Annotated in this window: 18 protein-coding genes; 10 read left to right on the top strand and 8 right to left on the bottom strand. The window is 54.4% G+C overall.

Going from position 1 to position 24,314, the window contains the following annotated elements; translation table 11 throughout:
- Positions 1-67 precede the first annotated feature (67 nt).
- Positions 68-982: a DMT family transporter gene (locus ACO7SM_RS20755; RefSeq protein ID WP_490469052.1), complete on the top strand. Its 915-nt coding sequence runs from the start codon at positions 68-70 to the stop codon at positions 980-982.
- 202 nt (positions 983-1,184) lie between these two features.
- Here ACO7SM_RS20755 and gldA read toward each other — a convergent pair whose 3' ends face one another.
- From gldA to ptsP, 3 genes are all read right to left on the bottom strand, one after another.
- Positions 1,185-2,288 carry a bifunctional L-1,2-propanediol dehydrogenase/glycerol dehydrogenase gene (gldA, locus tag ACO7SM_RS20750; protein ID WP_490469051.1) on the bottom strand — a complete coding sequence of 368 codons (1,104 nt, stop codon included), beginning with the start codon at positions 2,286-2,288 and terminating at the stop codon, positions 1,185-1,187.
- Between the two features lie 176 nt (positions 2,289-2,464).
- On the bottom strand, positions 2,465-3,127 hold the full coding sequence (gene fsa, locus ACO7SM_RS20745; RefSeq protein WP_490469050.1) for a fructose-6-phosphate aldolase: 663 nt from the start codon (positions 3,125-3,127) through the stop codon (positions 2,465-2,467).
- A 12-nt stretch (positions 3,128-3,139) separates the two neighbouring features.
- Positions 3,140-5,641: a phosphoenolpyruvate--protein phosphotransferase gene (ptsP, locus tag ACO7SM_RS20740; RefSeq protein ID WP_490469049.1), complete on the bottom strand. Its 2,502-nt coding sequence runs from the start codon at positions 5,639-5,641 to the stop codon at positions 3,140-3,142.
- Between the two features lie 305 nt (positions 5,642-5,946).
- Here ptsP and ACO7SM_RS20735 point away from each other — a divergent pair, with 305 nt between their 5' ends.
- The 5 genes from ACO7SM_RS20735 (at position 5,947) to ACO7SM_RS20715 (ending at position 10,972) form a co-directional block, all read left to right on the top strand.
- Positions 5,947-7,026, top strand: a complete 1,080-nt coding sequence (locus tag ACO7SM_RS20735; RefSeq protein WP_490469048.1) for a PTS fructose transporter subunit EIIC — start codon at positions 5,947-5,949, stop codon at positions 7,024-7,026.
- A gap of 14 nt (positions 7,027-7,040) precedes the next feature.
- The gene (locus tag ACO7SM_RS20730) at positions 7,041-7,361 is read left to right on the top strand and encodes a PTS fructose-like transporter subunit IIB (RefSeq protein ID WP_103779929.1); all 321 of its coding nucleotides are present in this window, start codon (positions 7,041-7,043) and stop codon (positions 7,359-7,361) included.
- 111 nt (positions 7,362-7,472) lie between these two features.
- Positions 7,473-9,770 carry a formate C-acetyltransferase gene (locus tag ACO7SM_RS20725; RefSeq protein ID WP_490469047.1) on the top strand — a complete coding sequence of 766 codons (2,298 nt, stop codon included), beginning with the start codon at positions 7,473-7,475 and terminating at the stop codon, positions 9,768-9,770.
- A complete protein-coding gene (locus ACO7SM_RS20720) occupies positions 9,736-10,614 on the top strand; it encodes a [formate-C-acetyltransferase]-activating enzyme (protein ID WP_490469046.1) in 879 nt (292 codons plus the stop codon). Before ACO7SM_RS20725 ends, ACO7SM_RS20720 begins: the two co-directional genes overlap by 35 nt.
- A 1-nt stretch (position 10,615) precedes the next feature.
- Positions 10,616-10,972, top strand: a complete 357-nt coding sequence (locus ACO7SM_RS20715) for a PTS fructose-like transporter subunit IIB (protein WP_490469045.1) — start codon at positions 10,616-10,618, stop codon at positions 10,970-10,972.
- On the opposite strand, the gene ACO7SM_RS20710 is transcribed toward ACO7SM_RS20715, so the two are convergent.
- The 4 genes from ACO7SM_RS20710 to argE all read right to left on the bottom strand — a co-directional run bounded on the left by ACO7SM_RS20710 (position 10,959) and on the right by argE (position 17,994).
- Positions 10,959-11,822 (bottom strand): AraC family transcriptional regulator, encoded by an 864-nt coding sequence (locus tag ACO7SM_RS20710; protein ID WP_490469044.1) that lies wholly within the window; start codon positions 11,820-11,822, stop codon positions 10,959-10,961. The genes ACO7SM_RS20715 and ACO7SM_RS20710 overlap by 14 nt on opposite strands.
- 96 nt (positions 11,823-11,918) lie before the next feature.
- The gene (locus ACO7SM_RS20705) at positions 11,919-13,652 is read right to left on the bottom strand and encodes a phosphoethanolamine transferase CptA (RefSeq protein WP_490469043.1); all 1,734 of its coding nucleotides are present in this window, start codon (positions 13,650-13,652) and stop codon (positions 11,919-11,921) included.
- Between the two features lie 194 nt (positions 13,653-13,846).
- Positions 13,847-16,498, bottom strand: a complete 2,652-nt coding sequence (ppc, locus tag ACO7SM_RS20700; protein WP_490469042.1) for a phosphoenolpyruvate carboxylase — start codon at positions 16,496-16,498, stop codon at positions 13,847-13,849.
- A gap of 344 nt (positions 16,499-16,842) precedes the next feature.
- Positions 16,843-17,994, bottom strand: coding sequence for an acetylornithine deacetylase (gene argE, locus ACO7SM_RS20695; RefSeq protein WP_490469041.1), 1,152 nt, complete (start codon positions 17,992-17,994; stop codon positions 16,843-16,845).
- A 178-nt stretch (positions 17,995-18,172) separates the two neighbouring features.
- Here argE and argC point away from each other — a divergent pair, with 178 nt between their 5' ends.
- From argC to oxyR, 4 genes are all read left to right on the top strand, one after another.
- On the top strand, positions 18,173-19,177 hold the full coding sequence (argC, locus tag ACO7SM_RS20690) for an N-acetyl-gamma-glutamyl-phosphate reductase (protein ID WP_490469040.1): 1,005 nt from the start codon (positions 18,173-18,175) through the stop codon (positions 19,175-19,177).
- 7 nt (positions 19,178-19,184) lie between these two features.
- The gene (gene argB / locus ACO7SM_RS20685) at positions 19,185-19,961 is read left to right on the top strand and encodes an acetylglutamate kinase (protein WP_490469039.1); all 777 of its coding nucleotides are present in this window, start codon (positions 19,185-19,187) and stop codon (positions 19,959-19,961) included.
- A 104-nt stretch (positions 19,962-20,065) separates the two neighbouring features.
- Positions 20,066-21,439: an argininosuccinate lyase gene (gene argH / locus ACO7SM_RS20680; RefSeq protein ID WP_490469038.1), complete on the top strand. Its 1,374-nt coding sequence runs from the start codon at positions 20,066-20,068 to the stop codon at positions 21,437-21,439.
- 461 nt (positions 21,440-21,900) lie between these two features.
- Positions 21,901-22,818, top strand: a complete 918-nt coding sequence (oxyR, locus tag ACO7SM_RS20675; protein ID WP_192613843.1) for a DNA-binding transcriptional regulator OxyR — start codon at positions 21,901-21,903, stop codon at positions 22,816-22,818.
- Here oxyR and sthA read toward each other — a convergent pair.
- Positions 22,801-24,201 (bottom strand): Si-specific NAD(P)(+) transhydrogenase, encoded by a 1,401-nt coding sequence (gene sthA, locus ACO7SM_RS20670; RefSeq protein ID WP_162380272.1) that lies wholly within the window; start codon positions 24,199-24,201, stop codon positions 22,801-22,803. The genes oxyR and sthA overlap by 18 nt on opposite strands.
- Positions 24,202-24,314 lie beyond the last annotated feature (113 nt).

Here is a 24,314-nt window from a genome sequence, read left to right as displayed (position 1 = left end):
TGTCGTCGCTGAAGTGTATTTGTCAGCGTATAGTACCTGCCGGGAACACCAATTTACTGGATTTATCATGTCAGCCTCAGGAAAGAGTCACTCACTGGCAATCAGTGGTCTTATCATCCTCACCCTTATCTGGAGCTATAGCTGGATCTTTATGAAGCAAGTCACGAGCTATATTGGCGCGTTCGACTTCACTTCACTGCGCTGTATCTTCGGGGCCTTAATCTTATTTCTCGTACTGCTCTTACGTGGCCGTGGGATGCGTCCGACACCATTCAAATACACGCTGGCAATTGCGTTACTACAGACCTGCGGCATGATCGGGCTGGCGCAGTGGGCGCTGATGAGCGGCGGTGCGGGCAAGGTGGCTATTCTGACCTATACCATGCCGTTTTGGGTGGTGATTCTGGCGGCGCTGTTTCTGGGCGAACGACTACGGCGTTTGCAATACGCGGCGATTATGATTGCGGCAATCGGTTTACTGCTGGTGATGCAGCCGTGGCAACTGGATTATTCTTCGCTGAAGAGCGCCTTGCTGGCGATCCTTTCCGGGATCAGTTGGGGAGCGAGCGCCATTGTCGCCAAGCGGATGTATGCCCGCCACCCTCGTATCGATTTACTCGCGTTGACCGCATGGCAGATGCTGTATGCGGCGCTGATCATGAGTCTGGTGGCCTGGTGGGTTCCGCAGCCTAAAGTTGACTGGCAGCCCATCGTATTCTGGGCGCTGGCGTATAGCGCTATTCTGGCGACGGCGCTGGCCTGGAGTTTATGGCTGTTTGTTCTGAGGAATCTGCCCGCCAGTATTGCCAGCTTAAGTACCCTGGCGGTGCCGGTTTGCGGCGTTCTGTTTTCCTGGTGGCTGCTGGGTGAGAATCCCGGCGTCGTTGAAGGCGGCGGCATTGTGCTGATCGTTCTGGCGCTGGCAATCGTCAGCTATAAAAAGCGTGAGGCGCAGGTACAAAAGGTCACGTCATCGTCGTGAAGGCCATCTCGCCCTGCCTATTTGCAGTAAAAAGAGCATAAAAAAACGCCCGGACAATGCCTGACACCGTTCACGTAAACCAATAAATGAGGGGAAACACCGGGATTTGGTTCCCGGAGGGATGCCAAACCCGGTGGTCGCCCCGGATATCTCGGTCTTAAACTAACGGTGTCAGAACAATACCGGGAGTCTCAGCCGGCTTTTATTCCCACTCTTGCAGGAAACGCTGACCATACTGGTCGGCAACCAACAGGGCGGCATAGACCTCATCCGGTGTCGCGCCGCCAGGCATGTTGTGAATCGTTTCGCCTTCTGCGCAAGACGCTTCTGCAACCGTGCGCATTTTTGCCGGAATATCTTGTTTAATATCCAGTTGCGCCAGGGTGATGGGCAAACCGACGGAATGGCACAGCGCGGCAACGGTTTCGATCTCTTCGACCGGCGCATTTTCCAGAACCAGTTGCGTCAGCGTCCCGAAAGCGACTTTCTCACCGTGATAGTAGTGATGCGCGTCCGGAATCGCCGTCAGGCCGTTGTGTATGGCATGGGCTGCCGCCAGCCCCCCACTTTCAAAACCCACACCGCTCAGGTAAGTGTTGGCTTCAATAACGCGTTCCAGAGCCGGCGTCACCACATGCTGCTCAGCGGCCAGCATGGCTTTTTCACCTTCTTCGATAAGCGTGTTGTAGCACAACTCGGCCAGCGCCAGCGCCGCCTGTGTGCATTTCCCGCCGGCCATCGTGGTCGCGCCGCTGCGTGAACAGGCGCGGGCTTCAAACCAGGTTGCCAGCGCATCGCCAATACCTGCGGCTAACAGACGTGCAGGCGCGCCGGCAACGATTTTGGTATCCACAATGACCATATGCGGGTTTTGCGGCAACAACAGGTAACGGTCGAACTCACCTGCGTCAGTGTAGATAACGGAGAGCGCGCTGCACGGTGCGTCGGTCGACGCAATGGTAGGCGCAATGGCAACCGGAATTCCCATAAAGTGGGCCAGCGCTTTTGCGGTGTCCAGCGTTTTACCGCCGCCGATACCCAGCACCGCGCCGCACTGTGCTTTTTCCGCCACGCCACGCAGGCGATCAATTTCATTTTGTGAACATTCACCGCCAAACGGCGCAACTTCCAGTACCAGTCCTGCATCTTTAAAGCTTTTTTCCAGGGCCGTCTGGGCAAAACCTAAGACAAATTTGTCGCCGACCACCAGCCAGCGTTCTGCCATAGGTTTGAGGTAGTCGCCAAGGCGGGTGATGACATCTGCACCCTGGATGTATTTACCAGGTGATTGAATGATGCGATCCATACTCTATTTCCTCTTTTATCCGTCATAATTCAGGCTGCAGATGCGTTGGCTTTTGAGTTACTCGTCTCATCCATGAGACTCGCCCTTATGGGCCGTCGCTCACCCCAGTCACTTACTGATGTAAGCTCCTGGGGATTCGCTGCGTCGCCGCCTTCCTGCCGCGTGAATTATTTAGCCTAAAAATGAATGCTTCCAAACGTGTTTTTCCAGTCCTGCTCAAACTTCTCTATTGCTGACTCTACCGCAGGGGTATTCAGCATTTGTTGCGCTACATCTAATGGCAGGGTGATTGCTTCGCATCCGACCAGCATGCAATCCAGCGCCTGGCGCGGGGTTTTAAAGCTGGCGGCGAGCACCATGCTTTCTGGCGCGTGAAGTTCCAGCAAGGTTTGCAGTTCCTGTACCGTACGAATACCATCGCCACCCTGAGCATCGATGCGGTTCACATAGGGGGCGATATATTTCGCGCCAGCCAGCGCGGCAAGCAGCCCTTGCGCGGCGCTGTACACAGCGGTACCCAGCGTAGTGATGCCTTCTTTTTTTAGCTGTTTTATGGCGGCTAGCCCTTCGGACGTGACCGGGATTTTGACTACGATCCCCGGAACCGCATCGCTCAGACGTTTGGCTTCTTCCACCATGCCTTGCGCGTCGCGGCTCATGGTCTGGGCAAACAGAGTCCCTTCTTCGCCAATCGCTTTTTGCAGCCGGGGCAGCACATCCCAGATGGACTCTTTGCTGGCTGCCACGATGCTGGGGTTCGTCGTCACCCCGGCGAGAGGAAAGAGACGCGCCAGACGTTTAACTTCCGCCACGTTGGCGGTATCCAGATACAGTTCCATAATGTGTCCTTTTTACAGTTCCAGTTCGTGTTGCAGCAGGCTGGCAATCGCCTCGGCAGAGGCGGCGTTAACCAGCGCGTGGCGGAATTCTTCGTGCATGATGCGGCGCGCCAGGCGCGAGAAGATGCGCATATGCTGGTCGCCAGCGGCGTGTTTGTTGAGTGTCAGCATGATGATGAATTGCGCGTCCTCATCGCCCCAGCGAACGGGCTCCTTCAGACGGGCAACGCTTATCGTCGACTGTTCGATATGTTCCGATTTGCTGTGTGGAATGGCGAAGCTGAAGCCCAGTCCGGTAGAGAACACGGCTTCACGCGCCCACAGGTCGGCTTCGAGTTTACGCGGATAACGACAGCGGCTTGCCAGCAGCAGATTGTCGGTCATCCCTTTGAGCACCTCTTCTTTGCTGCGCCAGTCGCTGTCGAGTGTGATGCATTGCGCACTGACCAGCGGCGCATCCTGCTGCGTCATTCGGAACTGCGCCAGCAGGTGTTCGACTTCCAGTGAGGTTCGACAAGCCATCGCCTGATTCAGTAACTGGCGGCAGGCACGGCTGTCGAGTTGCGACATACGCGCTTTGGCGGCGGGAATAGAGGGCGCGCTCATGCTGATTTCGTCCAGACCCAGGCCAACCAGCAGCGGCAGTATCGAGCCTTTTGCCCCCAACTCTCCGCACAGACCAATCCATTTACCCTGGCGATGTACGGCTTGCACCGCATAGTCCAGTGCGCGCAGGAACGCTGGGTTAAGGCTGTTGTAGTGGCGGGTGACTTTGGCGTTGTCGCGGTCGACGGCCAGCAGGTATTGCGTCAGGTCATTACTGCCAATACTAAAGAAATCAATCTCTTCACAGCATTGATCGATAATGAACATCACGGAAGGCACCTCCAGCATAATGCCAAACTGGATCTTCTCGTCAAAAGGCGTGTGCTCATTGCGTAACTGCTGTTTGGCTTCTGCCAGCTTCTCTTTGACCCACAGGATCTCTTCCATTGAGGAGATCATCGGGATCATAATTTTCAGGCTGCCGTGCGCCGACGCGCGCAGGATCGCCCGTAATTGCGTGGTGAATAGCGCTACATATTCTTCATAAATGCGTACTGCGCGGTAGCCGAGGAAGGGGTTGGCTTCGGCCGGAATATTCAGATAATCAACGGGTTTATCACCACCGATATCCATCGTGCGCACAATGATGCTGCGGCCATTTGCGGACTCCAGCGCCTGGCAAAAAATGTTGTACAGCTCGTTCTCGCCGGGGGCGCTGGTTCTGTCCATATACAGCATTTCGGTACGAAACAGGCCGACCGCTTCCGCGCCGTTGCTAAAGGCGGCGTGTGCTTCGACAGAATGGGCGATGTTGGCCGCCACTTCCATACGGATGCCGTCGGCAGTGCGGGCTTGCTGGGTGAGCCAGACGCGTTGCTGTTCGTACAGGGCTTCTTGCACGCGGGTTTCTTGCTGGTAATAACGGGCCACGGCTTCATCTGGCGCGACCACCACCGCGCCAGCATTGCCATCAATATAAACGGGTTGCTGGAGCCAGGGCGTTAAGGTTTCAATGCCCACGCCAACCAGCGTGGGGATATTGAATGAACGGGCCAGAATGACCGTGTGCGATGTGGTGCCGCCGCTTTTTAACAGCAGACCCTTAAGGAATGTTTTGTCCAGCTCAAGGAACTGGCTTGGCGTGAGTTCGTCGGCCATGCAGATTGTCGGCTGCGTGAGCTTACCGGGCGCAGGAAAACGCTGTTCGCCATAAATCTGTTGCAGCAACTGGAAGCAGACGTCGCGTACGTCCAGCGCACGTTCCTGTAAATAGCTGCTGCTGGAGCGGGAAAATTCGTCGCAAAAATGGCGGGCGCTTTCAACAATCGCTTGGGCACAGCTTAATCCACGAGAAACGCCTGCCAGTAAATGCTGGCGCAAAGCGGTATCGCCTGCCAGCGAGCGGTGGGCTTCAAGAATCGCGCGGGTGGCGCCGTCGCTGTCGAGTAAGCGGAACTCAATATTCTTCATCAGCAGCGTCAAACCGTTGTCCAGTGCGGACTGTTCGGTTTCCGCATCCTGAGCGGCAGGAAGATCGCCAGGTACGTTGAGATCCTGCGAGGAGAGCAGCGTCAGGATGCCCCCCGCACTGCCGTTGCAGACGGCGCGTGCGAGAAAAAGCCGTGGATTGAGTCTGGTGAGCGAGGCCGGAAGCGGCTCCATCTCGTGGTTTTTCACCTCTGTCAGCGGCGCGTCGCAGTGCACGAAGTCATCACGCAGCCACTGGCTCAGCGTTTGATGCGCAGTGTGTTCATCGGTACCGGAGATCAGAATCTGGCAACGATCGCCCGCCAGTGTGTCAGTGCCGATCAGCGCCAGCGCACTTTTGGCATTGCCTTTACGATCGGTGCGTAAATTATGCCACTCAATCTGCGAGGTAAAGGTATTGCACAGCGTTTCAACATGACTGGCCGGGCGTGCATGTACGCCATTGGGCAGCTCACAGGTAAATTCCACAATCAGGGCCATTGCCTCTCTCCCATAACGGTTTTCTGGTGACAGGATAAAAGGGCAGCACTGCGCCCCGCCATGTGACAAATCTGCCAAAAGCTGGACAAATGTAATGTAAGCCGCAAAGTGCGATGCGCTTCACAACTCACCATGGGGTGGCTATTTTTTTAGATTATGCAAGTTATGAAGCGGATCTCATTTTTGTACTGACATTACAAAAATCCAGTAAATGGCCTTTTTATCCACTGTCTGCTCCCCGTTGGATTGCCTATTGTTTGCCACAACAACATTATGGATATGGGCTTTTAGCCCGGGAGCGACTTATGAAAGAGTTGGTGCAGATCCTGAAAAATACCCGCCAGCATTTGATGACTGGCGTTTCGCACATGATCCCCTTCGTGGTGGCGGGCGGTATTTTACTGGCCGTTTCCGTCATGCTGTATGGCAAGGGGGCCGTACCCGATGTCGCCACCGATCCCAATCTGAAAAAACTGTTTGATATCGGTGTGGCGGGGTTGACCCTGATGGTGCCTTTTCTGGCGGCTTACATCGGTTATTCCATCTCTGAACGTGCCGCGCTGGCGCCGTGCGCCATCGGCGCCTGGGTCGGCAACAGCTTCGGCGCGGGATTCTTCGGGGCGCTGATTGCCGGGATTATTGGCGGTATCGTCGTCCACTATCTGAAGAAAATCCCCGTACACAAAGTGCTGCGCTCGGTGATGCCCATCTTTGTTATTCCTATCGTCGGTACGTTTATTACCGCGGGCATCATGATGTGGGGGCTGGGCGAACCGGTCGGCGCGCTGACCGGCGGTCTGACGCAGTGGCTGCAAGGCATGCAACAGGGAAGCATCATTTTACTCGCGGTCATCATGGGATTAATGCTGGCCTTCGACATGGGCGGGCCAATTAACAAAGTCGCTTATGCCTTTATGCTGATCTGCGTTGCGCAAGGGGTGTACACCGTGGTGGCGATTGCTGCGGTCGGTATCTGCGTTCCGCCGCTGGGTTTAGGCCTGGCGACGCTGATTGGTCGTAAAAACTTCTCGTCTGAAGAGCGCGAAGCGGGTAAAGCCGCGCTGGTGATGGGCTGTGTTGGGGTCACGGAAGGCGCCATTCCTTTTGCCGCGGCAGACCCGCTGCGCGTGATCCCGTCCATTATGCTGGGCTCGGCGTGTGGGGCGGTCACCGCAGCCCTGTTTGGCGCTCAGTGTTATGCCGGTTGGGGTGGGCTGATTGTGCTGCCCGTCGTTGAAGGCAAGCTCGGTTACATCGCGGCAGTGGCTGTGGGTGCCGTGGTGACGGCGGTTTGCGTGAATGTGCTGAAAAGTCTGGCACGTAAGAATGTGTCTCAGGTTGACGTGAAAGAAGACGACCTGGATTTAGAATTCGAAATGAATTAAGCGAGGAATAAGCCATGACAAAAATTATCGCAGTAACTGCATGTCCTTCTGGTGTGGCACACACCTATATGGCGGCGGAAGCCCTGGAGAGCGCCGCGAAAGCGAAGGGCTGGGATGTGAAGGTTGAGACACAAGGCTCAATTGGACTGGAAAACGAACTGACTGCCGCAGATGTGGCTGACGCCGACATGGTGATCCTGACCAAAGATATCGGCATCAAGTTTGAAGAGCGCTTTGCGGGTAAAACCATTGTGCGCGTCAACATCAGCGATGCGGTTAAACGCGCGGATGCCATCATGAACAAGATTGATGCTCATCTGTCGCAGACTGCGTAGCCGTTTTTTGCCGGATGGCGGCGTCGCCCTATCCGGCCTACGGGTTTGCAGACTCTGTAGGCCTGATAAGCGTAGCGCCATCCGGCACACGTTTTTCCACAGGAGTTCCTCATGACGAATCGTATCCAGCGCCTGAAAGCGGCTTTGTTTCAGCATAATCGCGAAATTTCGCTCGAGCGCGCACAGCTATATACCCTCAGCCATCAGCAAACCGAGGGGCAGCATGTCATTCTGCGTCGGGCTAAAGCCACCGCGTATATCCTTGAACATGTTGAAATTTCGATTCGTGATGAAGAGCTGATTGCCGGAAACCGTACCGTGAAGCCGCGGGCGGGCATTATGTCGCCGGAAATGGACCCTTACTGGCTGCTTAACGAGCTGGAGCAGTTCCCGACGCGCCCGCAGGATCGGTTCGATATCAGCGAAGAGGATAAGCGCCTCTACCGCGACGTGCTGTTTCCGTACTGGGAAAAAAGGTCAATGAAGGACTTCATCAACGCGCAGATGACTGATGAGGTGAAGGCTGCCGTCAGCACGCAGATTTTTAGCGTCAATCAAACGGATAAAGGGCAAGGGCATATCATTATTGATTATCCGCGCCTGCTGGAAAACGGTCTGGGGACGCTGGTGGCGCAGATGCAGCAACATTGCCAGCAACAGCCGGAAAACCCTTTCTACCAGGCGGCGCTGCTGCTGCTTGAGGCTTCTCAACAGCATATTCTGCGTTATGCGGTACTGGCGGAGGAGATGGCGAAACAGTGCCCGGATGCGCACCGTCGCGAGGAGTTGTTGAGGATAGCCGACAACTCTCGCCATAACGCCTGGCATAAGCCGCAAACCTTCTGGCAGGCGTGTCAGCTATTCTGGTATATGAACATCATTTTGCAGTATGAGTCGAACGCCAGCTCACTTTCCCTCGGGCGTTTTGACCAGTATATGCTGCCCTTTTACCAGGCGTCGCTAACCCAGGGCGAGTCTCCGGCGTTCTTAAAAGAGCTGCTCGAGTCGCTGTGGGTCAAGTGCAATGACATCGTGCTGTTGCGATCTACCAGTAGCGCACGCTATTTCGCCGGCTTCCCGACGGGATACACCGCGCTGCTCGGCGGGCTAACAGAGAACGGGCGCAGTGCCGTCAATATGCTCTCATTCCTCTGTCTTGATGCTTATCAGAGCGTTCAGCTCCCGCAACCCAACCTTGGTGTACGGACTAACGCGCTGATCGATACGCCCTTTTTAATGAAAACCGCGGAAACCATTCGCCTGGGTACCGGCATTCCGCAGATCTTTAATGACGAGGTGGTGGTTCCTGCTTTCCTGAATCGCGGTGTCTCTCTGGAAGATGCACGTGATTATGCCGTGGTGGGGTGTGTGGAACTGTCGATCCCGGGCAGAACCTACGGTCTGCACGACATCGCGATGTTCAACCTGCTGAAGGTCATGGAAATCAGTCTGTATGAGAACGAAGGTAATAACGCGCTGACGTATGAAGGCCTGCTGGCGCATATTCGCGCCAAAATCAGCCACTACATCACATTGATGGTTGAAGGCAGCAATATTTGCGATATCGGCCATCGTGACTGGGCGCCGGTACCGCTGCTCTCTTCGTTTATCAGCGACTGTCTTGAGAAGGGGCGTGATATTACCGATGGGGGGGCGCGCTATAATTTCTCCGGCGTACAGGGGATCGGAATCGCCAACCTGAGCGACTCCCTGTATGCGCTAAAGGGACTGGTCTTTGAGCAACAACGCTTAAGTTTCGATGCGCTGTTGTCGGTGTTGAAAGGCAATTTCGCGACGCCGGAAGGTGAGAAGGTTCGCGCCAGACTGATTAACCGATTCGAAAAATACGGTAATGATATTGATGATGTGGATAACATCAGCGCTGAACTGCTGCGTCATTACTGTAAAGAGGTCGAAAAATACCAGAACCCGCGCGGGGGGCAATTTACGCCAGGGTCGTACACCGTTTCGGCTCATGTACCGCTGGGATCGGTGGTAGGCGCAACGCCAGACGGACGCTTCGCCGGAGAACAACTGGCGGATGGCGGGCTGTCACCGATGCTGGGTCAGGATATGCAGGGGCCAACGGCGGTACTGAAATCAGTCAGTAAGCTGGATAACACGCTGTTGTCGAACGGGACGCTGTTGAACGTGAAATTTACCCCAGCAACGCTTGAGGGTGAGGCTGGATTGCGCAAACTGTCCGACTTCCTGCGGGCGTTTACCCAGCTAAAACTGCAACATATTCAGTTTAACGTCGTGAATGCGGAAACCTTGCGGGAAGCGCAGCAGCGTCCGCAGGACTTCGCCGGGCTGGTGGTGCGAGTGGCGGGTTACAGCGCCTTCTTTGTCGAGCTGTCGAAGGAGATTCAGGATGACATCATTCGGCGCACCGCGCATCAGTTGTGAGGTTGTTGAGCCGTACGGCGAGGATGTCGCGCGTATTTTCAACATTCAGCGCTATTCGCTAAATGACGGTCAGGGAATTCGCACGGTGGTCTTTTTTAAAGGCTGCCCGCATACCTGTCCGTGGTGTGCGAACCCGGAGTCCCTTTCTCCCCGAATCGAAACGGTGAGAAGAGAAAGTAAATGTCTGCACTGCGCGCCTTGCTTACGTGATGCCGATGAGTGTCCTTCCGGGGCCTTTGAGCGAATTGGCCGCGATATCACGCTGGATGCGCTGGAGCATGAGGTGATGAAAGATGATGTTTTCTTTCGTACCTCGGGCGGCGGCGTCACCTTATCGGGCGGCGAAGTGTTAATGCAGGCGCCTTTTGCAACACGGTTTTTGCAGCGTCTACGTCGTTGGGGCGTCTCCTGTGCGATTGAAACCGCAGGGGACGCTCCGGCCAGTCGATTGCTGCCACTGGCAAAAGCGTGTGACGAAGTCTTGTTTGATTTAAAAATCATGGATCCCGTACTGGCGCGCGACGTTGTAAAAATGAATGTGCCCCGGGTACTGGATAACCTTCGCCTGCTGGTGGAAGAGGGCATTTCTGTTATCCCCCGTTTACCGCTGATCCCCGGATATACGCTGAATGCAGACAATGTGCAGCGTGTGCTGACGCTATTATTATCATTAGGTATAACCCAGGTTCACCTGCTACCGTTTCATCAGTATGGCGAGCCAAAATACCGTCTGCTTGAACTGCCGTGGGCGATGAAAGATGTTGCCGTTCCGTCGGAGTATGAAGTGGCGGCATGTCGTGAAATGGCAGAGCGCGCCGGATTTCAGGTCACTGTGGGAGGTTAATATGGCAGTCTCAGCTGCTCGATATCTGGTTGCTGTGACCGCGTGCGTGAGCGGCGTGGCGCATACCTATATGGCCGCCGAGCGTCTTGAGAAGCTCTGTCAGCAGGAAAAGTGGCATATCAAGATTGAAACCCAGGGCGCGCTCGGGACAGAGAATCGTTTAACGGAAGCGGATATTAATCGGGCTGACGTCGTGCTGCTGATTACTGATATCGAGCTGGCGGGGATCGAACGTTTTAGCCACTGCCGTTATGTTCAGTCAGGCATTAATGCCTTTCTTCGCGAGCCGCAGCGTGTGATGAGTGCGGCGCGTAAACTTGTCACTGCGCCGCAACATACCCACATTATTCTGGATTAACGTCCTTCTCCGTGAGCTGGCTGTGGTATTGCCGACGATACTCTGACGGTGAACGCGCCGTATTTTTACGAAACAGGCGACAAAAATAGTTACTGTCGACAAACCCGCAGGTGCGGGCCACTTCTTTGACTTTGAGATCGTAACCTTTGAGCAATGTCTTCGCATGCTCCAGCCGTGTGTGGTTCAGGTATTCGTTAAAGCCGATGGCGCCGGTTTTTTGAAACAGGTGCGAGAGGTAGTTTGGCGAGATATAGAAGGCCTGAGCGACCGATTCCCGGGTGAGCGGCGTGGCGTAATGTTCATCAATATAGTCGCGAATAGCTTCGAACAGCGCGTGGCTTCGTGATGCGGTTTGGATCTGACTGCCAAGCAGGTCGCGACAATGGCTCAGCAGGCTGGCCACGATCAGCCTGACGGTCTGCTGTTCCTGCGGCTGCATTTGCATTTCATTCAGCGTTTGCAGCAAAAAAGAGCCAATGCGGGGGCCACGACGCGCCACATTCTGTTTAGCCAGATTTTGGTATTGTTTTCCGTCCCAGTGAACGACGCTGAAACCTAACTGCTGTTTGCCAAACAGAATACTGAGCGTGGTGACGGGGGTATTCCATTGCGGAAAGTTCCAGCCGCCAGCCGGGACGTACAAAACGTCGCAGGGGGTCAGTGCAGCCGCAGGCATCCCGGCGATCCCTGCATCGACAAATTCACCTTCCAGCACAATCTCCAGACGCGGAAAATCAACCCGATAAGCAAGCGCTGGGATCGGACCGTTGGCCGTGGCGAAATAAATCTGACGTAGCGCCGTGGGGCCATTAATGAGACGAGAAAGAAGGTGACTGACGTCGTGATACATGATGTTCCCTTATGGCGCTGACAGGGCAACATTAACTGGCATCATAAAAAAAGGCCACTCTAAAAAGAGTGACCTTCAATCGACTCATGGCGTCTGTTACTGATTTCCGACGCGATCCCCGTATGGGAGGGTGTCGTAATCTACCAGCGCGTTTTTCTTGTAGGGGTTACCAATCCAGCGCGTCACTTCTTTAAATTGCGGGCTGGTGATGGAACGCGTTGGGTCATACCCGTCGTAGGTTAATCCTGCTAAGTCAGACCAGGTGTGGATAAACTCGGAGCTGCTGTATTTACGGTCGACATCCTGTGAGAGATCTCGCGGATGCGCAGCCTGCCATTTTTCTGACGTCCACAACAGGAAGGGGACGGTATACATATGGCGCGTTGGATTTTCTTCGTTGCGCCCCTGTGTTTTATGCGGCGGCGTGTCGTACACCTCTTCGCCGTGATCGGAGAAGTAGAGCAGGAAGCCGTTCGGATCGGTGGCTTTGTAGTCATTAATCAGACTGGCAATCACGTGATCGTTGTACAGATTGGCATTGTCGTAATCGTTATACGACTCCAGCTCATCGTCGCTCAGCCCGGCAGGGACGTGGTCGGTCTTACCATCAAACGTGCCCTGGTTTTCCGGGTAACGAAATTTGTACCTAATGTGCGTACCCAGCAGGTGAACGATAATGAATTTCTTCGGTGCCGGGTCGGCTAACACTTCTTTAAACGGTGTCAGCACGTTGGAGTCATATTCGCGCGCACTTTGGGTGCGTTGTTGGTTCATATAGAACTGCTTGTCGGTCTGTTTTGAGAACACGGTCAGCATGGTGTTACGGGCGGTCATTGTCTGTTGGTTGGTGATCCAGAAGGTCTTATAGCCCGCCTGTTTCATCATGTTCATCAGTGACGGCTTCGACAGATACAGATCGGGTTCCTGTTCATTGGCGAAAGTCAGCGCCTGCTGCAGGATCTCAATCGTGTATGGCCGTGAGGTTACGACGTTAGTGAAGACGCTCAACTTAGGGTCTGAATTGCGCAGGGCGTCCAGTTGTGGCGTGGTTTCACGCGGGTAGCCGTACAAACTCATGCGACCACGTTGGGTGGACTCGCCAATCACCAGGACAAGTGTGCGCGGAGCATCACCGGAATTGTCTTTAAAATTCGCCAGCGGCGGCAGCGCGTGGTTCTGGTTCAACAGATTGTTTAGCGAGGTCAACTGGCGTTGATACTGGTAATAGCCAATCACAAATTGCCAGGGGGCCGCAGGCTCCAGGCGTGAGGACAGTACGCTTAGCGTTTTTTCATACGGTGCGCCGTTAACGGCTGACTTGGTCACGAACGGATGCAGGAGAAGGCCGTACAGCAGGGCAAAGGAGACGGTCCAACGCCAGCGTCCTGGAATATAAATGGGGCGAAGACGTGTCCACAGCAGTACTGCTACAGCGGTATAGGCTATCGCGATGACAATGATTTTCAGACTGAAATACTGACTCAGAAACTCGCTGGCTTCGTTGGCATTGGTTTCAAACATCACGAACAGGACGCTTTGTGAAAACTCCTGACCGTAAATGACGTAATAACAGAGCGTTGCCAGTGATGCTGCCCACAGTACGATACCTACTATGGCGGCAATAACACGCGTCCGGCTGGGAAACAGCAACACCGGGATCAACCAGAGCGAGCTGTACAGCAACGAGTCACGTAGCCCGTTTGTGCCGCTGAACCCCGTGATGCAGATAATTGCTTGCAGTAGCGTTGAGAAAAAACAGAAATAGAGAAGTGCCCAGCCCAGAGCTTTCCAGCTAAATGCTGGCTTAGGCTGGAGATTTAAGGATTGCATAGAGTAAGCCTGTCTTTAATAGTGGCGCCAAACGTAGCACCCAAACCTTAAGAAAATCTGAATCATCAAGATGAATACTAAATATCCACTCAGTGAATGAAATGCAGACAGAATAGAATGAATCGCGGGGACTATAACATCACTTTGAAATGCCCGCCCTGGACAATGTCACAGGGCGGTGTAAGGGGGGAAAATTAACCGGTATTGCGCATGCCAGCAGCCACGCCAGCGATAGTGACCATTAGCGCTTGTTCAACTCGCGGATCGGGTTCTTTACCCTGTTCTTCCGCCAGACGCGAGCGGTGTAACAACTCTGCCTGCAGGACGTTTAGCGGGTCGGTGTAGACGTTTCTTAGCTGGATAGACTCGGCGATCCACGGCAGATCCGCCATCAGGTGGGCGTCGTTGGCGATAGCCAGCACTACCTTGATGTCTTCCTCCTGCAGATGGCGCAACTCTGCACCCAGCGGCCACAGCTCTTTTTTGACCAGACGCTGGTCGTAGTATTCTGCCAGCCACAGGTCTGCTTTTGAGAACACCATTTCCAGCATCGCAAGACGCGTGGAGAAGAACGGCCAGTCGCGACACATGGTTTCCAGTTCGCTCTGCTTGCCATCTTCGACCACTTTTTGCAGCGCGGTACCCGCACCTAACCAGGCCGGCAGCATCAGGCGGTTTTGCGTCCAGGCAAAAATCCACGGAATGGCGCGCAGCGATTCAACACCCCCGGTGGGGCGACGTTTTGCCGGACGCGAGCCAAGCGGCAACTTAGCCAGTTCTTGTTCCGGCGTTGCTGAGCGGAAATACGGCACAAAGTCTTTGTTTTCACGCACGTAGCCGCGATACATATCGCAAGAGATGACGGACAGCTCATCCATAATATGACGCCAGTCTTCTTTCGGCTCTGGCGGCGGCAACAGGTTGGCCTCCAGAATCGCGCTGGTGTACAACGACAGGCTGCTGATGGTCACTTCCGGCAGACCGTATTTGAAGCGGATCATCTCGCCTTGTTCGGTGACGCGCAGTCCGCCTTTCAGACTGCCTGGCGGTTGGGAAAGGAGTGCCGCATGAGCCGGGGCGCCGCCGCGACCAATGGAGCCGCCGCGCCCGTGGAACAGCGTCAGTTCAATGCCTGCTTTTTCACAGGTTTTGATCAGCGCGTCCTGCGCCTGATACTGCGCCCAGGAGGCGGCCATCACACCGGCATCTTTCGCGGAGTCAGAGTAGCCGATCATGACCATCTGCTTGCCCTGAATAAATCCGCGATACCAGTCAATATTCAACAACTGTGTCATCACGCTATCGGCATTGTTCAGGTCATCCAGCGTTTCGAACAGTGGCGCGACAGGCATGGCAAAGCCAATACCGGCTTCTTTCAACAGCAGATGAACGGCCAGTACGTCAGACGGTGTTTTTGCCATCGAGATGACGTAAGCGGCAATGGACCCGAGCGGCGCTTCGGCGATGACCTGGCAGGTATCAAGCACTTCGCGGGTTTCATTGCTGGGCTCCCAGTTACGCGGCAGCAGCGGACGTTTGGAGTTCAGTTCGCGGATCAGGAAAGCCTGCTTGTCGGCTTCTGACCAGTTCTCATAATCGCCAAGACCGAGGTAACGGGTCAGTTCGCCCAGCGCTTCAGTATGACGCGTGCTCTCCTGACGGATATCAATGCGAACCAGCGGTACGCCAAAGCATTTCACGCGGCGAAGGGTATCGAGCAGTTCGCCGTTGGCGATGATGCCCATGCCACATGCCTGAAGTGACTGATAACAGGCGTACAGAGGTTCCCATAGCTGTTCGTTTTGGGTCAGCAAACCAGCCGGTTTCGGCAGCTTCTCGCCTTTCAGACGCGCTTCCAGCCAGGCCTGAGTTGCCATCAGGCGCGCGCGCAGGTTTTTCATCAGGTAGCGGTAAGGCTCCGACTCGCCTTCTTCGCCGACCATTGCTAACAGTTCCGGCGTGGCATCGACCATGGACAGTTCGGAAATTAAAAATTGAATGTCTTTCAGGAAGAGGTCGGTGGCTTTCCAGCGGCTTAGCAACATCACATGGCGGGTAATATCTGCCGTTACGTTTGGGTTGCCGTCACGGTCACCGCCCATCCAGGAGGTAAAACGAACAGGGACGAAATCAACGGGCAGTGTGTAACCCAGATTCTCTTCGAGCTGTTCGTTCAGCTCACGCAGGTAGTTAGGCACGCCCTGCCACAGACTGTTTTCGACAACGGCAAAGCCCCATTTGGCTTCATCCACCGGACTTGGGCGTAGTTTGCGGATCTCATCGGTATGCCAGGACTGGGCGATCAACTGACGCAAACGGCGCATCAGTTGATGACGTTCGTAATCGACGATGTCTTTGTTATCAAGCTGCTTCAGGCAGGTGTTAACTTCACCCATTTTATGGATAAGCGTACGGCGAGTAATCTCTGTCGGGTGCGCGGTGAGCACCAGTTCCAGGGACAAGGACTCCACGGCCTTTCTGATGGTGGCGTCGTCGAGATCGGGTTGGTTTTTCAGTTTACGCAGGGTGCGGGCAATCACTTCCGGGTTGCTGGCAGCTTCGCCATGCGGCGAAATACTGTGGTATTGCTCAGCGGTATTGGCCAGATTCAGAAACTGACTGAACGCACGGGCAACCGGTAAAAGCTCGTCGTTGGACAGATTCTGTAGCGTAGTGAGCAACTCCTGGCGGTCGGCTTCATTGCCAGCACGAGAAGATTTAGACAGCTTACGGATTGTTTCTACGCGATCAAGAATGCTCTCTCCCAACGCATCTTTGATGGTTTCTCCCAGCACTTTGCCGAGCATACTGACATTACTACGCAACGCGGAATATTGTTCGTTCATATGACCCCAGACACCCCATCTTTAATTTGATTGCCCTGTATTTTTCATGCCACAGCGGTGTTGGCTGCGCTCGCCCATCGGGGTCACTGGCTGATGTCAGTTCCCTGAGATGTGCTGGTGCGCGGCCTTGCTGCAATATGGAATCTTTCGGACATTGTTCTTCGTCGTCTTTTATAAAGCCACGTAAAAGACGTGACGTCAATTGCGGCGAAATCGGTTCAGCAAACGAAAAAATGGCAGCAATTTACGTTATTTAATTCAGCAGGAATCAGATAAGTATTGCTAATGAAAATGTAACAATCTCGCCTCGCCTATTCCTTTCGGATGGGCGAGGCGAGGGATCGTTAATGCCAGCAGAAGTGATGTACCACTTGCGTGATCAATTCACGTGTTGGCTTAATGAAGCGAGTTTCCAGATACTCATCCGGCTGATGGGCCTGGTTAATGGAACCCGGCCCGAGCACCAGCGTTGGGCATAGCGTCTGGATAAACGGCGCTTCGGTGCAGTAGTTCACCACATCCGTTTTCGTCCCCAGCAGCTTTTCGACCACCTCAACCAGTTGATGATTGGGCGGGCACTCGTAGCCTGGGATCGGTGGGTGCAATTCTGACACCGTCAGGCGACCCGGCCAGCGTTCGCTCACTGGCGCCAGAGCGTCATTGAGCAGGCCGTTAAGATCATTTAGCGTCATGCCCGGCAGCGGACGGATATCCATATGCAGTTCACAACAGGCGCAGATACGGTTCGCCGCATCGCCGCCATGAATATGACCCAGATTTAACGTCGGGTACGGGACGGTAAACGCTTCGTAGTGATAGCGCTCTTTCAGGTCGTCACGCAGTTGCATGATGCGGCCAATCGCGTCATGCATCAGTTCAATCGCATTCACGCCACGCGCCGGATCGCTGGAGTGCCCAGACTGACCCAGAATACGTATCGCGTTTGAAATATGGCCTTTGTGGGCGCGCACCGGTTGCAGCGATGTCGGTTCGCCAATAATCGCGCAGTCCGGGCGCAGAGAAGAGGTTTCTGCAAAATAGCGCGCGCCCGCCATGCTGGTTTCTTCATCGGCGGTCGCCAGAATGTAGAGCGGTTTTTTCAGCTTTGTGACATCCACGTCGCGCAGGGCATCGAGAATAAACGCGAAGAAACCTTTCATGTCAGCCGTGCCCAGACCGTAGAGCTTATTGTCGTGTTCGGTCAGCGTGAAAGGGTCGCGCGTCCAGCGTCCATCATCAAACGGTACGGTGTCGGTATGCCCGGCTAGCAACAGACCACCCGCACCGTGTCCGACACTGGCGAGCATATTGAATTTATGACGGGTTCCGGGGACGGGCTGAACGTCAACCTGAAAGCCCAAATCCGTAAACCATTCAGCCAGTAGAGTGATTAAAGACGCATTGCTTTGATCCAGCGCTTCTTCGGTTGCGCTAATCGATGGTGTGGCAATCAGAGCGCGGTAAATCTCGATAAATGGCGGTAAATCGTTTTTCATTGTTGACACACCTTAGGTCATGATAGTATCAATATTCATGCAGTATTTGTGAATAAAAATACAATAACGTTAAGCGTAATAAAACCCACCAAGTGTAAGGTGAGGTGAAAAACCTTAACCCGGTGAGGAAGATTCCCGTCTTCCCGATCACATAGACGTAAGAAGGTGAACAGCCCCGATGTTGAATACGCTGATTGTGGGTGCCAGTGGTTATGCTGGCGCAGAGCTTGTGACCTATGTAAATCGCCATCCTGATATGACCATAACCGCTTTGACCGTCTCAGCGCAAAGCAATGATGCGGGAAAGTTAATCTCCGATTTACATCCGCAGTTAAAGGGCATTGTCGATCTACCGTTGCAACCGATGTCTGATATTAGCGAGTTTAGCGCAGGGGTGGATGTGGTGTTCCTCGCCACTGCCCATGAGGTGAGTCACGACCTGGCGCCGCAATTTCTGGCGGCAGGCTGTGTGGTGTTCGACCTATCCGGTGCGTTCCGCGTTAATGATGCCGCCTTCTACGAAACATATTATGGTTTTACGCATCAGCACCCTGAACTGCTGGAGCAGGCGGTGTACGGTCTGGCCGAGTGGAACGCCGATAAACTGAAAGAGGCGAACCTGATTGCCGTTCCGGGGTGCTACCCCACGGCAGCGCAGCTTTCGCTAAAACCGCTGATTGATGCCGATCTGCTGGAGCTTTCCCAGTGGCCGGTGATTAACGCCACCAGCGGCGTGAGCGGCGCCGGGCGCAAGGCCGCAATTTCAAATAGCTTCTGCGAAGTGAGCCTGCAACCGTACGGCGTGTTTACGCACCGCCATCAGCCGGAAATCGCAACGCATCTGGGAGCCGACGTTATCTTCACGCCGCATCTGGGGAACTTCCCACGCGGCATTCTGGAAACCATTACCTGCCGCCTGAAACCGGGTGTCACGCAGGCTCAGGTCGGACAGGTATTGCAACAGGCGTATGGTGATAAACCGCTGGTGCGTCTGTATGACAAAGGCGTTCCGGCACTGAAGAACGTTGTTGGGTTACCGTTCTGCGATATCGGATTCGCAGTACAGGGCGAGCACCTGATTGTTGTGGCAACCGAAGACAACTTATTGAAAGGCGCAGCGGCGCAGGCCATGCAGTGCGCTAACATCCGTTTTGGCTTTGCCGAAACGCAGTCTCTTATTTAAGGGTGCAATGATGAATCCATTGATTATCAAGCTGGGCGGCGTATTACTGGATAGCGAAGAGGCGCTGGAGCGTCTGTTTACTGCACTGGTGGACTATCGTGAATCGCATCAGCGTCCGCTGGTCATTGTGCATGGCGGCGGCTGTGTGGTGGATGAGCTGATGAAAGGGCTCAACCTGCCGGTGAAAAAGAAAAACGGCCTGCGTGTGACGCCTGCTGACCAGATTGACATCATTACCGGCGCGCTGGCGGGGACGGCAAACAAAACCCTGCTGGCGTGGGCGAAGAAACATCATATTGCCTCTGTGGGTCTTTATCTTGGCGACGGTGACAGCGTAAAAGTGACTCAGCTCGACGAAGCGTTAGGCCATGTTGGACTGGCGCAGCCGGGTTCGCCTAAGCTGATTAACACCCTGCTGGAAAGCGGTTTTCTGCCGGTGGTTAGCTCAATCGGCGTGACCGAAGAAGGCGAGTTGATGAACGTCAATGCCGACCAGGCAGCAACCGCGCTGGCGGCAACGCTCGGTGCGGATCTCATTCTGCTCTCCGATGTGAGCGGCATTCTCGACGGGAAAGGCCAGCGTATTGCCGAGATGACCGCCGACAAAGCGGAACAACTGATTGAACAGGGCATCATTACTGATGGCATGATTGTGAAGGTGAATGCGGCTCTGGATGCGGCGCGTACGCTGGGTCGTCCGGTGGATATCGCCTCCTGGCGTCATGCGGAACAACTTCCGGCGTTATTTAATGGTACGCCGATCGGTACGCGTATTCTGGCGTAAGATTCTGTGCCGGATGGCGCTTTGCGTATCCGGCCAATGTGGGCTTGTAGGCCCGGTAAGCGCAGCGCCACCGGGCAAAAATTTGATTATTAAGGAAATTTGCTATGGCACTTTGGGGTGGGCGTTTTACACAGGCGGCGGATCAACGGTTCAAACAGTTCAATGACTCTTTGCGCTTCGACTATCGTCTGGCGGAGCAGGATATCGTCGGCTCTGTGGCCTGGTCCAAAGCGCTGGTGACCGTTGGCGTGTTGACCACCGACGAGCAGTTACAGCTTGAAGAAGCACTGAACAATCTGCTGGAAGAGGTACGTCTGGATCCGCAGCAGATCCTCAAAAGCGATGCCGAAGATATTCATAGCTGGGTCGAAGGTAAGCTTATCGACAAGGTCGGTCAGTTAGGTAAAAAGCTGCATACCGGACGTAGCCGTAACGATCAGGTCGCGACCGATCTGAAACTGTGGTGCAAAGAGACCGTCGCGGAGCTGCTGAACGCAACCCGTCAACTGCAAAGTGCGCTGGTGGACACCGCGCAAAATAACCAGGACGCGGTGATGCCGGGCTATACCCATCTTCAACGTGCGCAGCCTGTCACGTTTGCTCACTGGTGTCTGGCTTATGTTGAAATGCTGGCCCGCGATGAGAGCCGCCTGCAGGATGCGCTTAAGCGTCTGGACGTCAGCCCATTAGGTTGCGGCGCGCTGGCGGGGACTGCTTACGAGATTGACCGTGAACAACTGGCCGGTTGGCTGGGCTTTGCCTCGGCAACCCGCAATAGCCTGGACAGCGTTTCCGATCGTGACCATGTCCTTGAACTGTTGTCCGACGCGTCTATCGGGATGGTTCACCTGTCACGCTTTGCAGAAGATCTGATTTTCTTTAATACCGGCGAAGCGGGTTTTGTTGAGCTTTCCGATCGCGTGACGTCCGGCTCTTCTCTGATGCCGCAGAAGAAAAACCCGGATGCGCTGGAGCTTATCCGTGGGAAGTGCGGCCGTGTGCAGGGCGCGCTGACCGGCATGATGATGACGCTGAAAGGCCTGCCGCTGGCGTACAACAAAGATATGCAGGAAGACAAAGAGGGGCTGTTCGACGCGCTCGACACCTGGCTGGATTGTCTGCATATGGCGGCGCTGGTGCTGGACGGTATTCAGGTGAAGCGTCCTCGTTGCCAGGAAGCGGCGCAGCAGGGCTATGCCAACGCGACGGAACTGGCGGATTATCTGGTCGCCAAAGGCGTACCGTTCCGCGAAGCGCATCATATTGTGGGCGAAGCGGTGGTCGAAGCAATTCGCCAGGGTCAGCCGCTGGAAGCGTTGTCGCTGAATGATTTGCAGAAGTTCAGTGCGGTGATTGGCGATGATGTTTATCCGATCCTGTCGCTGCAATCCTGTCTGGATAAACGGGCGGCCAAAGGCGGCGTTTCGCCGCAGCAGGTTGCTCAGGCGATCGACTACGCGAAAGCGCGCCTGGGTTAACGATTTCTGCTCACACTCTCTGGAAAACCGGAGAGTGTGAGTGGCCTGTCAAATCTGAAATCTCTGCCATTCACGATACACTTCAATCTTCACCCTCCACCATCAGACCAGATAATTAACGCATTATCCGGCATGTCATCCCCTTGTCTTTAATCTTGCACTGGTGATTGCGGGCTGCGTTACGTTTACCGGGGGCTTTCCTGCTTACAACCGGTCGGGATTGACGGCGGTGGTCATATTTATGCAAAAAAAAAGCGGACCACGGGGTCCGCAAAAGTTCACGTTGGCTTTCGTTATGTCGAGTATGAGAGAAACTCTCTGAACGGGCAGTGGCTTCAAGGGGTTAAAGAGGTACCGCTCCGTTTCTGTGATGTATTATTAGTCAGAAAGCTTGATAGGGATAATCGTTCGTTGCTATGCTACCTATCGCCATGAACTATCGTGGCGACGGAGGATGAATAATGAATATTCGTGATCTTGAATACCTGGTGGCATTAGCCGAACATCGTCACTTCCGGCGGGCGGCGGACTCCTGTCACGTTAGCCAACCGACGCTGAGCGGGCAGATCCGCAAGCTGGAAGACGAGCTGGGCGTGATGCTGCTGGAGCGTACGAGTCGTAAAGTTCTGTTCACTCAGGCAGGTTTGTTGCTGGTGGATCAGGCGCGTACCGTACTGCGTGAGGTCAAAGTGCTCAAGGAAATGGCAAGCCAGCAAGGCGAGACAATGTCTGGGCCGTTACACATTGGTTTGATCCCAACGGTTGGCCCGTATTTGTTGCCGCATATTATTCCCATGCTGCATCAGACCTTCCCGAAGTTAGAAATGTACTTGCATGAAGCACAGACGCATCAATTGTTAGCGCAACTGGATAGCGGCAAACTCGACTGCGTTATTCTGGCGCTGGTGAAGGAGAGCGAGGCGTTTATCGAAGTCCCGCTGTTTGATGAACCGATGATGCTGGCGATCTATGAAGATCACCCGTGGGCGAACCGCGATCGCGTGCCGATGTCCGATCTGGCGGGCGAAAAGTTGCTGATGCTGGAAGATGGCCACTGTCTGCGCGACCAGGCGATGGGCTTCTGTTTTGAAGCTGGTGCGGATGAAGATACCCATTTCCGGGCGACCAGTCTGGAAACATTACGCAATATGGTAGCGGCAGGAAGCGGGATTACCCTGTTGCCTGCGCTGGCGGTTCCGCGGGAACGTAAGCGTGATGGCGTGGTTTATCTGCCGTGTATTAAGCCTGAACCGCGTCGTACGGTGGGGTTGGTTTATCGTCCAGGATCACCGCTGCGCAGCCGTTATGAGCAGTTGGCGGAGGCCATCCGTGGTTCGATGGATGGCCATTTTGACAACGCGTTAAAACAGGCGGTTTAAACCATTTAACGCCGCTACCCGATAGGCTTCCGCCATGGTCGGGTAGTTAAAGGTGGTGTTAACGAAGTACTCAATCGTGTTACCGCCACCTTTTTGTTCCATGATAGCCTGGCCTATGTGAATAATTTCTGCCGCACGCTCACCAAAGCAGTGGATACCCAGAATTTCTTTGGTTTCGCGATGGAACAGGATTTTCAGCGTCCCGACATTCATCCCAACGATTTGCGCCCGCGCCAGATGTTTAAACTGGGCACGTCCTACTTCATACGGCACTTTCATCGCTGTCAGTTGCTGTTCGGTTTTCCCGACAGAACTGATTTCCGGAATGGTATAAATCCCGGTGGGGATATCTTCGATAAGATGGGCGGTGGCTTCACCTTTGACCAGCGCGTGTGCGGCGATACGTCCCTGATCGTAAGCCGCAGAGGCCAGGCTCGGGTAACCAATTACATCGCCCACAGCATAGACGTGCGGTAATGCCGTTTGGTACATGCTGTTGACTTTCAACTGACCGCGACTGTCTGTTTCCAGACCAATATTTTCCAGCGCCAGCGAATCCGTGTTGCCGGTGCGCCCGTTTGCGTACAGCAGGCAATCCGCTTTCAGTTTTTTGCCGGATTTCAGGTGCATGATCACGCCATCGTCACACCCTTCGATTTTCTCGTACTCTTCATTGTGGCGAATGACGACGCCGCTGTTCCAGAAGTGGTAAGAGAGGGAGTCGGACATTTCCTGATCGAGGAATGCCAGTAGGCGATCGCGGGTATTGATCAGGTCGACTTTGACATCCATTCCCCGGAATATCGAGGCGTATTCACAGCCAATAACCCCCGCGCCATAAATAAGCACGTGGCGCGGTTCATGTTGCAGACTGAGAATGGAATCGCTGTCATACACTCGGGGGTGCGAAAAGTCGACATCGCCAGGATGATACGGGCGAGAACCGCAGGCGATGACAAATTTCTCGGCCGTCAACGTTTCTACCGTACCGTCATGGCATTCCAGTGCAAGCGTGTGTTCGTCAACAAAACGGGCGTTACCTTGCAGGATTTCGCAGTGATTACGCTCATAAAAACCCTGCCGCATGCGCGTTTGCTGATTTATTACGTTATCGGCATGGTTGAGAATATCGGCAAAGGAAGAACGAAGCAGTCGGGAGTGGTCGCTGTAAAGAGGGTTCTGATTGAATTCGATGATACGGCTAACGGCGTGACGGAGCGCTTTTGACGGAATGGTGCCCCAGTGGGTACACCCGCCGCCAACGTTATGATAGCGCTCAATGACGGCGACGCGCGCTCCAAGCTTAACCAGACCCATTGCAGCGCCTTCGCCGCCGGGGCCTGAACCTATTACTATTGCATCGTAATCGTAGGAATGTGGCATGGTAAGGCTTACCTGTTCTTATACATAAAAGCAACAGGATAGTAACATTATTGCCGGGATAACCCAATTATCGTTGTGCTTTTTTGCGAAGTCGAAGCACAAACTGCGCGTAA

Source organism: Citrobacter sp. LJND-P06 (assembly GCF_058188415.1).
Note: the sequence above shows the minus strand (reverse complement) of the source record. Positions and strands in the feature narration are given on the sequence as shown.

Bases quoted from the DNA above. Each gene is read 5' to 3' on its own strand.
- ACO7SM_RS20755 (WP_490469052.1), top strand. From the start codon at position 68: ATGTCAGCCTCAGGAAAGAGTCACTCACTGGCAATCAGTGGTCTTATC.
- gldA (WP_490469051.1), bottom strand. From the start codon at position 2,288: ATGGATCGCATCATTCAATCACCTGGTAAATACATCCAGGGTGCAGAT.
- fsa (WP_490469050.1), bottom strand. From the start codon at position 3,127: ATGGAACTGTATCTGGATACCGCCAACGTGGCGGAAGTTAAACGTCTG.
- ptsP (WP_490469049.1), bottom strand. From the start codon at position 5,641: ATGGCCCTGATTGTGGAATTTACCTGTGAGCTGCCCAATGGCGTACAT.
- ACO7SM_RS20735 (WP_490469048.1), top strand. From the start codon at position 5,947: ATGAAAGAGTTGGTGCAGATCCTGAAAAATACCCGCCAGCATTTGATG.
- ACO7SM_RS20730 (WP_103779929.1), top strand. From the start codon at position 7,041: ATGACAAAAATTATCGCAGTAACTGCATGTCCTTCTGGTGTGGCACAC.
- ACO7SM_RS20725 (WP_490469047.1), top strand. From the start codon at position 7,473: ATGACGAATCGTATCCAGCGCCTGAAAGCGGCTTTGTTTCAGCATAAT.
- ACO7SM_RS20720 (WP_490469046.1), top strand. From the start codon at position 9,736: ATGACATCATTCGGCGCACCGCGCATCAGTTGTGAGGTTGTTGAGCCG.
- ACO7SM_RS20715 (WP_490469045.1), top strand. From the start codon at position 10,616: ATGGCAGTCTCAGCTGCTCGATATCTGGTTGCTGTGACCGCGTGCGTG.
- ACO7SM_RS20710 (WP_490469044.1), bottom strand. From the start codon at position 11,822: ATGTATCACGACGTCAGTCACCTTCTTTCTCGTCTCATTAATGGCCCC.
- ACO7SM_RS20705 (WP_490469043.1), bottom strand. From the start codon at position 13,652: ATGCAATCCTTAAATCTCCAGCCTAAGCCAGCATTTAGCTGGAAAGCT.
- ppc (WP_490469042.1), bottom strand. From the start codon at position 16,498: ATGAACGAACAATATTCCGCGTTGCGTAGTAATGTCAGTATGCTCGGC.
- argE (WP_490469041.1), bottom strand. From the start codon at position 17,994: ATGAAAAACGATTTACCGCCATTTATCGAGATTTACCGCGCTCTGATT.
- argC (WP_490469040.1), top strand. From the start codon at position 18,173: ATGTTGAATACGCTGATTGTGGGTGCCAGTGGTTATGCTGGCGCAGAG.
- argB (WP_490469039.1), top strand. From the start codon at position 19,185: ATGATGAATCCATTGATTATCAAGCTGGGCGGCGTATTACTGGATAGC.
- argH (WP_490469038.1), top strand. From the start codon at position 20,066: ATGGCACTTTGGGGTGGGCGTTTTACACAGGCGGCGGATCAACGGTTC.
- oxyR (WP_192613843.1), top strand. From the start codon at position 21,901: ATGAATATTCGTGATCTTGAATACCTGGTGGCATTAGCCGAACATCGT.
- sthA (WP_162380272.1), bottom strand. From the start codon at position 24,201: ATGCCACATTCCTACGATTACGATGCAATAGTAATAGGTTCAGGCCCC.